The 10,671-nt window shown below is 61.5% G+C and carries 7 protein-coding genes and 2 pseudogenes; 5 read left to right on the top strand and 4 right to left on the bottom strand.

Annotated features, from left to right (window positions below; all coding sequences use genetic code 11):
* Positions 1-30: 30 nt before the first annotated feature.
* Positions 31-1,177, bottom strand: a pseudogene (locus G369_RS36645) (IS3 family transposase).
* Between the two features lie 332 nt (positions 1,178-1,509).
* On the opposite strand from G369_RS36645, the gene G369_RS38855 reads away from it, so the two are divergent.
* Positions 1,510-2,067: a hypothetical protein gene (locus tag G369_RS38855; RefSeq protein WP_019658116.1), complete on the top strand. Its 558-nt coding sequence runs from the start codon at positions 1,510-1,512 to the stop codon at positions 2,065-2,067.
* Positions 2,043-2,156, top strand: a pseudogene (locus G369_RS37890) (transposase domain-containing protein); the annotation flags it as partial. The gene G369_RS38855 and the pseudogene G369_RS37890, both read left to right, overlap by 25 nt.
* A 284-nt stretch (positions 2,157-2,440) precedes the next feature.
* Here G369_RS37890 and G369_RS38850 read toward each other — a convergent pair.
* The 3 genes from G369_RS38850 to G369_RS0131740 all read right to left on the bottom strand — a co-directional run bounded on the left by G369_RS38850 (position 2,441) and on the right by G369_RS0131740 (position 6,958).
* Complete coding sequence (locus G369_RS38850) at positions 2,441-3,466, bottom strand: hypothetical protein (protein ID WP_157773838.1); 1,026 nt, start codon at positions 3,464-3,466, stop codon at positions 2,441-2,443.
* A gap of 3 nt (positions 3,467-3,469) precedes the next feature.
* Positions 3,470-5,905 carry a hypothetical protein gene (locus G369_RS0131745; RefSeq protein ID WP_157773837.1) on the bottom strand — a complete coding sequence of 812 codons (2,436 nt, stop codon included), beginning with the start codon at positions 5,903-5,905 and terminating at the stop codon, positions 3,470-3,472.
* Between the two features lie 369 nt (positions 5,906-6,274).
* A complete protein-coding gene (locus G369_RS0131740; protein WP_157773836.1) occupies positions 6,275-6,958 on the bottom strand; it encodes a hypothetical protein in 684 nt (227 codons plus the stop codon).
* 624 nt (positions 6,959-7,582) lie between these two features.
* Between G369_RS0131740 and pabB the strand changes: the two genes are divergently transcribed.
* From pabB to G369_RS0131730, 3 genes are read left to right on the top strand one after another with little or no spacing between them, the layout of a single operon-like run.
* Entirely contained in the window at positions 7,583-9,571 is a 1,989-nt protein-coding gene (gene pabB, locus G369_RS36635) for an aminodeoxychorismate synthase component I (protein WP_208604415.1), read from the top strand.
* Entirely contained in the window at positions 9,555-9,686 is a 132-nt protein-coding gene (locus tag G369_RS39760) for a hypothetical protein (RefSeq protein WP_019658112.1), read from the top strand. Before pabB ends, G369_RS39760 begins: the two co-directional genes overlap by 17 nt.
* Positions 9,683-10,546: a DMT family transporter gene (locus tag G369_RS0131730; protein WP_244164412.1), complete on the top strand. Its 864-nt coding sequence runs from the start codon at positions 9,683-9,685 to the stop codon at positions 10,544-10,546. The genes G369_RS39760 and G369_RS0131730 overlap by 4 nt, the downstream gene beginning before the upstream one ends.
* Positions 10,547-10,671: the final 125 nt, after the last annotated feature.

Genomic DNA, 10,671 nt, shown 5'->3' with positions numbered 1-10,671 from the left:
TGGGCTGCTGCCGGTCTCATAGACACCGACCTAAGCTTTTTGAGCTTTCTCGAACTCTACCGGACTGACGTAGCCGAGCGTCGAATGACGGCGCGTCGGGTTGTAGAACCGCTCGATGTAGTCGAACACGTCGGCGCGGGCCTGTTCTCTGCACCGGTAAACCTTTCTGGCTGTGCGCTCAGTCTTCAGTGAACTGAAGAAGCTCTCCAGGGCCGAGTTGTCCCAGACCTCGCCCGCGCGGCTCATGCTGCAGGTGATGCCTTGCTCCTTGAGCAGCTCCTGGAAGCGCTCGCTGGTGTATTGGCTTCCTTGGTCGGAGTGATGCAGCAACGCGACCGGCTTGCCCCGGCGCCACACTGCCATCATCAGCGCATCGGCCACGAGCTGCGAGGTCATGCTGTCCTGCATCGACCAGCCGACGATGCGACGTGAGTACAGGTCGAGCACCGCAGCGGCATACAGCCAGCCCTCGGCCGTCCAGATGTACGTGAAGTCGGCCACCCACTTCTGGTTGGGCGCATCAGCCTGGAACTGACGGTCCAACACGTTGTCGGCGATAGCGCCGCGCTGACCTCGGTCTTGCGGAAAGCCTCGGCGTCGTGGCCTCGCACGCAGGGCTTGTTCACGCATGAGCCGTTCAACGCGATGCAGTCCGCATCTTTGACCCAGTGCCAGCACGTCATGCCACACGCGCCGGGCGCCATAGGTGCGGTCGCTGCCCAGGAAGCTCTGACGCACCTGGCTGCCGAGCACCTCGTCTTCCAGACTGCGTTGGCTTCGGGGCCTGCTGAGCCACGCATGAAAGCCGCTTCGCGAGACACCGAGCGCCTCACACATCATTGCCAACGGCCACGCCCTCGGTGTTTCGCAACGAAGCCGAACTTCACATCGACTCCTTGGCGAAGTGGGCCGCCGCTTTTTTCAACAGGTCACGCTCCATGCGCAGCTTGGCGTTCTCCTTCCTCAAACGCTCCAGCTCAGCCTGTTCGGGCTTCATCACGCCCTGACCAGGGAACGCTTGCTGCGGGTCCGCCGTCGCCTCACGTACCCATTTGCGCAGCACGTTCTCGTGCACATCGAGGTCGCGCGCAGCCTGCGCCACCGACACGCCTCGTTCCTTCACCAGCTTGACTGCCTCAAGCTTGAACTCTCGGCTGAATTGCCTTCTCGTTCCCATGACCCACCTCCAGTTTCATTTCACACCTTAACAAGGTGTCTTTGAAACCGGCAGCAGCCCACTATCGGCAAGGCGGTATCGACCAACGCTCTGTACCAGGATTTTCTGCGAATCTGAATTTCGAACAGGAGGTAGAGCCGCCGCTCATGATCGCAGCAGTCGTTCGCCGCCAAATGTGTGACCGGCAACTCTCAGTCTGAAGCAGACTCGGCAGGGTTTTACGCGATAGAGGTCTTGAACTTTGCCAAGAATTGTGCCCGCCTTAGGGAATAGTGATCTCCGATAGCTCTTAGCAGCTCCGGCAATTGCTGTCTCCGTGATACCTTTGCCCGATGTCCAAAGAGAGACTCACCCAAGCCGTTGACCTCGCCTACGCCGCAATGATGCGGAAGGTTAACGGCGGCCGAATCGTTGTCGAGACCGAGGCGTCGTTGCAGCTCCAGTTCGCCTCCATGCTCAAGGTGGTGGGCGAGTTGCTGGAAGCAGAACGAGACGAGTTTTTTACAATCGAATTGGAAAAGCCCATCACACACGCCGAGGCACTTTTCGGTAAGAGTGGGTCAGATAGGGCAAAGATAGACGTCTACTGCGCCTTCACAAACGCATCCACCAAGGAGAAGCACGGATGCGCTATCGAGATGAAGTTTTTCAAGAAGAAGAACCAGCGCGAGCCGAACAATCGGTATGACGTATTCGCCGATCTTCACAATCTGGAGAACTACGGCGCAATCGCGGATCAGTGTTTCATGATCGTGGCCACCGACCATCCGCACTACGTCACATGGGACCAATACTCCAAGGACACGTGCGACTTCGACTTCCGGCATGGCGGCTCTTACGCTGCCGGGACAACCGCTACTTATCGAACCATGAACCACACGCGTACCTGAAGGACATCCTCGAGCGACTGCCAACGCAACCGGCCAGTCGTATCGCAGAGTTGCTACCTCATCGCTGGCAACCGGCGGCAGCATCCTGAGGGCCGCCGTCAAGACGGGATCACCGCGCGCTTACTTCCCAATGCCCGCACCCTGAATTCCACTGCTGGGCGCTTAGCAATTTCGGAGAGTGAGAAAACGCAGGTGACGCGGGTGATTTGCCGGCGATGCTGCTGCTGTGTTCACTTGCTAGCGAGTGACTTGCAGGTCATCCCTGTCCTGGTCACGCCTTCAACCTTGGAGTGCAAAATGATCGCCGTATTCATCACCTTGCCGCGGACCATTGACCGGAGCCCGAAAATTCCCGCGATGAGGGCGCTGGTGATTAACTCTGTCCCGAAATCCCTCGGACGTGCTCGATCGCTGCGAGAAGGAATCTTCGAAGATCCAGCGAATGAGCGTACTGCAGCGCGACTGGGAACGTCGGAAAATCTCCAGCATGCGATCCCGCATTAATCAGTTGATAGGCCTCGAAGTAGCCCGTCAAGATGCCATGCCAATTTGCGACACCAACCGCAATTGGCGCGGCCGGCCGCCAGAAGATACCAAAGTACGGTTGTTTGAGGATCCGCCCTCCTCTGTCCTGGAAACCGGATGCGAGTATTGAAGCAACATTTGCAAGCTGCTTAGGCGACATGTTCAGCGCTAGGCGCAGCATCCTCGCCCCCAGAAACTTTGAACCGTCGGCAGCATTTGGGCGGTAGGCCCGGGGCTCGCCGGCCGAGGCTGCAATATGAGCTTCAAATGCACGGAGCGCGGCCCGGGCACTTGCGTCATCGACGGCAGTACCCGGCATCAAGGCTTGCATTACACCAACCAGTCTTGCCGCATCGGACCCCTCCATCTGACGAAGTGCACTGACTATCGCCTCCTCCAAACGAAATGCCAGTTCTGCGACATGCTGAAGACGTGCTTCGGGGCAATTCACTGGCTTGAGCTCCGCAGTTTGCCCGAGGTCGGAAACCAGGAAGGATTTCTCCTTTCCTGGATGAACTGGGAACCACCCTGGAAGCGTGATTGGAGAACCGGCTTGGACAAGGCGGAATTCATCTCGAGCGAGCACCAGTACAGTCACTTGCTCCAGCGTGCTTGGAGTAAGTGCTTCGAATGCGGTTCGATTCAGCTCGAATAACTCCAGGACATCTGACAGCACTGAATTGGCATTGTTAAACGCAGCGGTCCGCAAGATAAGCGGGACCACCGCTTCACTACCGACCACGCTCGTCAACTCCGAGGCGAGTTGGTCGCGTGAACCCTCGGGGTAGCGGATCCAGAAGAGTCGAAGGCACGCACCAGGCTGCCACGGCACGGCTCGAACAAGTTCGATGATGCGGGAGGCTGAGTAATCCATAGCTTAGTTGACGACCATCGCGGCCGATGCAGCAAGACGAGCCAGAATACGAATTCCGGGAGAAACTTGGCCATCCTTGTCGCGAAGGAAGTTCGCCTGAGTCGCGGTTGTGAGCAGTCTTCCGAGTGGTTGCCGCGCATCAGCAGCTATAGGCGAAACCAACGCCTCGAAACTGCTCACCGAGCACGTAAACGTCTTGGGATGCTTGTTAGCAATTGCCTTGAGTGTCTGCGCCACAGCGGACAGCCACGGCTCATCTGATCGACCAGCCTCGCTGAGGTATTGACTCATCTGGCCGCTGAAAAAGCCATAGAAGGAGCTTCGCTTGAGGGCCGCCTGTCCTAGCCGGTCCTTTTCGAAGTTTATGAAGCTCTCAACCGACAGAGGGGCGACGCCCAGCCGATACTTGTTCTCAATGAGCCAGTCGTTGAAGTCTTCCATCAAATTGACAGTGAGATAGGGATGGCCCCCGGTCTCAACAAACACGGCATGTGCGAAAGCACCATCAAACGGAAGCTTGTCCGACAATACCCTAGACAAGAATTGAGTGAACTCGGTAACCGGCGCATTCTCTCTATGCTCGAATAGCGGAAAGCTCTTCTGCTTTACCAGTGGCGCGAGCTGGCTATCCGCAGCGAGCGTCAGGAATGCGTCCGGCCTTTGGCCCATGAAGATCAATAGATGACGAGTGGCGAAGTCCACCATCTGGCTCAATAGCGGAAGGGCAACCTTGTACTTGATCCCTTTGTCATCTCGAACATTAGAGTCGATGAGTCCAAACAGGCTTTCGTACTCATCGATAATGAATACGATACGGGAGTCGGAAACATCGCTTGCCGTCGCGGCGAGTGCGCACTCCCGAACAACATCGACAAAGAAATCGTCGCTAAGGTCTTCCCCGGTCTTGAACGCATCTCGCACTCGCCGCGAGAAGATGTTTTGAATTGGCTGCCTCAGTTGGCGATCCATGGTCTGAGAGATCACGAGGGACGTACCGCCAACACCGGCAAGCTCTTGGGCGGCGGTCGTCTTCCCGGAGCGGCGCACGCTGCACCAGAGATGAATACCGGTGTTGTCCTCGAAGTCCTGGAGGAGCCTCTTGACGCTGTATCGTTCGACCAGAAACTGGCGTCGGAAATCGGGATCGTCCAGTGGAAAGTCGCTGGCGAAGTTGTGTGAGATCGCAGCCGGGTCATGATCCGCCGCGCTCAGGCTCACCGCCTCCAGGCGGCCGAGGACCAGTTCGGAAAGGTGGTGAATTTGCTGCTGCTCGGTGTGAAAACCTGACGCATCAATCACCGCCGCGATGCCCTCGCTCTCAACCCATGCCTGATTCGTCGGCCCGAGTTGGGCAACAATAACTGCGGCACGCACTCCCTGCGCGGTGCGTATGCTGGCCTGCCCGTCAATGATCCCGCGCCAGAAGCAGCTGACAAGCAAATCCTGATTGAGAGCCCCCCGCTTTGCGGAGTAGGTCACGTCGAGGCGCTCAGGGCGATTGATCGACATGCGGCTCAGGCGCGGCAGAAGAGTTTCAGAACCGTGGAAGCTGTGAGCCATGCGCTCTACGGCCAAGGCGGATGCCCCGAGGATCAATTGGAGATTAGTCTGGCTTGCGGTATCCGGAAACTCGTCGAACAGCGCAGATAACTCTGTGCCGCGGCAGAAACCAATGGGAGGAATCCAGGCGGCAGGATGCCTCTGCAACAACGCCCAACCTTGAACCCCCCCGAACTCTGCGCGCCCGTAACCCCGTAGGACACCGCCGATTGCGGCCGACGTAACACCCCATAGCGCGTTGGCCTGCGCTGCGTGGTCCATTCGAGGTCTGGCTTCCAAATACAGCGAGACCAGCAAATCGAGAAACGACTGAACTCCGCTGATAGATTTGACCTCGGCCACGTCCCTCGACAAGCCTCTGCTTGTTTGGTAGGAATATCCACGCGCGAAGATGTCACGCGCGTGGATCGCGAACTCATCCCCAATACTGGCTACCTGGCTCTCGAGCCCCCCCGACAGAGGCAGTTCCTCGATTGAGCGCGAGAATATCAGCTTCAAGACGTCGCGATAGTTGGGTGTCCACTTGAAGATGAAGTTGGAGGCCAGATAGTGCAATTGCTGCCGGACGCGTAGGCTCAACGGCTCGCCCGCTTCTAGGAGAGAAAGGGGGCGCCGGACCACGACTTCCTCCTCGGGAGACGAGCTTCCTGCGGCGACTCGCTCTTGTCGAGACTTGAGCAAAAGACTCAGTTCCCGTCGTCGCTGCTTCATGAACCGCTCGATCTGGGCTTCAATATCAGACGACGCAAGCGTCAGTTCGGAAGGGCCGAGGCGCTTGATCAGAGCGCGTGTTTTGGCGTCCGCGTCTTGGACTCGGTGCTCCGACAGGAGCGCCGAAATTTCGGTCAACGTGCTTCTTGTAAGTGGTGAGACGGCCATGAGTTGGATCCTTACCAGCAGTCTATGCGAACAGGTAATTCTCCCCTGCGAAGAGCCAAGGCTGTCGATCCCCGGGAACACCAGCAGCCCGTGAAATTCGAAGGAGTGTAAACACCGGACATCCGCGTCGCCATGGATGATCCTTCAGAGCGCACTTGCACTGCAGCTCCCTGCCTCTCATCGGACTAGGCGAGCGCCCCAGTCGAAGGCCTGCAACCAGTCTGAAGCAGCCATCTTGAGCACCCCAGGGGCAGCTTGATCGCAACCGCGGTAAGCGAGTGGCCACAGCACCGGCAACTTCTTAAGGCGTGGTCCGAGACCCCAAACGCCGCCAAATTCTCTTTTCGCGTGCGTTCAAGGACTTGGCCTTCAGTAGATGGCCGAACAGCAGAGAACCCTGTTCTGAAAATAGAAGCGCATCTTGGATCCGGCCACCGCCCTGGGACGTGGCGGAGGAAGGTTTGAGCCAGACATGTGATAGCGGCTTCCCAACGGCAAGACCTGGTTGGCCTGGATAATTCCATGGCGTGCCGCAGTTTGCATCAGCGCATGGGTGCCTTCATCAATCACCCCGACTTCCTGCGTGTAGGCATGGACCTCGGCAGTGAACCAATCAATCTCGCTCAATCGGCTCGCGAAATTGTGGCCCGTCGAATAGCCGATGTCGTCCTGCATGACATTGCCCGTGCTCGAACCCCTTGCGGCATTGCACACGATCAGGATGAAGCGCGATGGCTCGTGGAGCCCGGCTGCGACCAGCATATCGATCAGGTGAGAAGTCGGCAGCAATCGGTCGCCGAGCGCGACGCCTCTGCGCGTAGGCATACCCCGAGTCAACGCGTGGTGGCCTACGATGAACACCTTGTGATAGACCACGGAGCCCAAAGGTCGAGGGCGGGGTGCAGGCCCGTTGTCGGGATGCCATTGGATTCGCCCGTTGGCCGGATCGATGGCGATGCAGTGAACATCGTAGCCTTTGGAGATCAGGCGGGCTTTCAGTGCGGATGAACTGTCGTTGCCCGAGACGTAGACGATGAGCGCCGAATTCGGCATGTTGCAACCTCCGTGACGGCCGTTGGACTGCCCGGGCCTTGCAGGCCGGCGGCGGCGAGCATGGCTTGGCGCGCTTCAACCGACGGGGTCGAAACCAGCCTTGGAAATCCCAGATGCGCGCAGGCGTCCTCTCCCCCACCAAGCAGTCGAGGCACTGTGACGCTTCTTCTCGCGCCGATCCATTTCACGCCATTACAGGCAGATTGGCCGTTGACGATCGCCTCATCCGTCGAGTGACAGCAATGACGACTTGGCCAATGCCGTGCCAGGATCCGCAGACGGAAAGTTGTTCCCCGCGTCTGTGGGAGCCTTTGCGGCTGGCCCCCGGGGACAACATCGGTATTGCCCGGGTGCTGCCGGGCATGGTGGAAGTGGTGTGATGCGCGCAGGGCTGAGTCGCCGCTGAGGGCGTCAAGGCGCTCCATGGCCAGCGCCAGGCCGGCCGCGCAATGAACGCTGCGGCCCTCGGCGCTTGCTCGGCACGGATGCCTCGGCGCTGGCATCGGTCCTCGCTCGCCGCAGTGGCCCGCAGCGCCCTTTTTGGAAACTGGCAGATTGCTCAGTTGTGCCAGTCGTGCGATTCCCCAACGATGCAGAGGCCTCCCACCCATCCAGGAGCCTCTCATGCGCACCCTCTTGATCGACAACTACGATTCGTTCACCTACAACCTCTACCAGTATCTGGCCGCCTGCAACGCGCAGCCACCGATCGTCCTGCGCAACGACGAGAAGCCCTGGGAGGAAGTGGAACGCCTGCCGTTCGACAACATCGTGATCTCGCCGGGCCCCGGGCGCCCGCAACACGCCGCAGACCTGGGGATCTCGGCGGACGCGCTGCGGCACTCCCGCAAGCCCGTACTCGGCGTTTGCCTGGGCCATCAGGCGATCGCCCACCATTGCGGCGCGAAAGTCGACCTCGCGATGCGACCGATGCACGGGCGCTTGGACCGCATCTCCCATTCGCAGCGCAGTCTCTTTCGTGGCATTCCCGACCGCTTCGAGGCGGTGCGGTATCACTCCCTGGCGGTCACTCAGCTGCCATCGTCCCTGGAACCGCTGGCCTGGACGTCTGACGGCACACTGATGGCCTTGTGCCACGTGGCACGCCCCTGGTGGGGCGTGCAGTTTCATCCGGAGTCAATCTGCACGGAATTCGGCGCGCGGCTGCTGCGCAACTTCCGGGAGTTGACGCAGGAGTGGTACGCGCAGGCGAGGCGGCGAGAGCTTCGCGACGGCGCCGGCGCCTCCCTCAGGTTCGAAGGGCCCCATGCACTCTCGCTGCACGCCGAGTGCGTCGATACGGCGGCCGACGCGGAGGACGTGTTCGTGAACGCCTTCGGGCACAGCGACTGCGCGTTCTGGCTCGACAGCAGCCTCGCCGAAGCCGGGCGGGCACGTTTTTCGTTCATGGGGGATGCCAGCGGGCCGCGCGCCCAGGTGCTGACCTACTGCACGGCGCCGCGCGAGCTGCTGGTGCGCCGGGGGGGCGTCGTCCAGGTACGCGACGAAAGCATCTTCGACTACCTGCGCACGCACATCCCCGACGTGCCGCTCCAATCCCCCGGGCTTCCGTTCGATTTCACCGGCGGCTTCGTGGGTTACTTCGGCTACGAGCTCAAGCGGGAGCTGGATGGCTCTCGCGCGCACGGTGCGGACACACCGGACGCCGCATGGATCCTCGCCGATCGCTTCCTCGCGTTCGACCATGCGGAGCAACAGGTCTGGATCGCCTGCCTGGACGAGGCCACGCCGGGCGATGAGAACCGCCGCTGGATGCAGGCCATGCGCGAGTGCCTCGCCAGCGTACCGAAAGCCGCCCTCTCCAGCAACGACGCAGCCCGCGACCTGCAGCCGCTGGCATGGCGTCTGGACCTGCAGACCTACCGGGACCTCATCCTTCGATGCCAGCATGAGATCCTGCAGGGCGAGACCTACGAGGTCTGCCTCACGAATCAACTGGTGGGCGAGGGGCGCATCCGTGCGCTGGACATCTACCGGGTCCTGCGCCGGCACAATCCGGCACCCTATGCCGCCTACCTGCGCATCGGCGGCTGCACGGTGCTGTGCGCCTCCCCCGAACTCTTCCTGCGAATCTCCGGCGACCGCGCGGTGGAGTCCAAGCCGATCAAGGGGACCGCCGCGCGCGGCGCAACGCCCGAGGAGGACCTTGCGATCGCCGAGGCGATGACCGCCGACGAGAAGACCCGCGCGGAGAACCTGATGATCGTCGACCTGCTGCGCAACGACCTCAATCGGGTCTGCGAGATCGACAGTGTCCATGTCCCGAGCCTGTTCGCCGTGGAAACCTACGCCACGGTGCATCAGCTGGTCAGCACCATCCGGGGCCGGTTGCGCGCCGACCTCAGCGCGGTGGACTGTGTGCGCGCCGCGTTTCCCGGCGGCTCCATGACCGGGGCGCCCAAGGTGCGCACGATGAGAATCCTGGACGAGATCGAAGGTGCTGCACGCGGCATCTACTCCGGCAGCATCGGCTATCTGTCACTCAACGGCACAACGCAGCTCAACATCGTGATCCGCACCCTGGTGGCGGCCAACGGCCGGATCTCCATCGGCGCGGGGGGGCGCCATCGTCGCGATGTCCGACCCCGATGACGAGGTCGCGGAGATCGTCCTCAAGGCCCAGGCCCTGTGGGACGTGCTCAGGCAATGCGGCGCCCCTCTGGGCGCGGTGCCGGGCATGCCGCCGCCCTCCTCGCCCGCGCCATGAAATCGGCGCGTGCCCATCGCAGGGGCATCGTCCTCATGCTGGCGGCCATGGGCTGTTACGCGCTCAACGATGCCCTCGTCAAGCTGTGCGCACGGGATCTGCCGCCGGGCCAAGTCCTGGCCGTGCGCGGCGCCTTTGCCAGCCTGCTCGTCCTGCCCCTCGCCTGGAGAGCGCGAGGCAACTGGCGCGATGCGCTTGAACCGATCGTCCTCGCGCGCTGCGGCCTGGAGGTCGGCACCGCCTTCACTTCCGTGCTGGCGCTCTCGCTGGCCTCGTTGGCCACCGTGAGCACCCTGATGATGACCGCGCCGCTGATGATTGCGCTGGCGGCCATGGCGCTGCGCTGGGAGCCCTGGCAAGGCGGGCGCCTGCTCGCGGCCGGCATCGGCTTCGCCGGCGTCTTGCTGGTGATCCAGCCGACGGCGCGACCGGATGCTTCGGCCGCCGGGCACGTCTGTGCCTTGCTGTGCGCCGCTTCGCTGGCCGCGCGCGATCTGTTGGCGCGTCGCATCCCGGCGGAAATTCCATCCGCGGCGATCGCGGTCGCAACCACCTTCGCCGTCGGCCTGGTCGGACTGCTGTTGAGCGGCGTCGAGCACTGGGGCGTCTTGCGCCAGCGGGACGTCGTGGCACTGGCGGGGGCGGCCGCCTGCGCCGCGCTGGGCAACTACGCGCTCATCGCCGCCTGCCGCGGCGTCGATCTCTCGGTCGTCATGCCCTTTCGCTACAGCCTCATCGTCTGGGCCATGCTGCTGGGCTACTTCATCTGGCATGACACGCCCCGCCCAGGCGCCATCGTCGGTGTCCTCCTCATTGCCGCGGCAGGTGTGTGCGCCCTCTGGACGATGCGACGCTCCTGAACGAGCGCCCGCGATCTCCGGCGAGCGGTCAGCGGGGTTGCCCTCCTCGCACTGCCGCCTTGCTTCGGATCGTTTCGCCGCCCTCGGCAACTGCCAGTTCTGCCAGTGCACTGGCGTTTTCCGTC

It is taken from the genome of Variovorax atrisoli 110B, from assembly GCF_000382045.1.
GTDB lineage: Bacteria > Pseudomonadota > Gammaproteobacteria > Burkholderiales > Burkholderiaceae_C > Variovorax > Variovorax atrisoli.
Note: the sequence above shows the minus strand (reverse complement) of the source record. Positions and strands in the feature narration are given on the sequence as shown.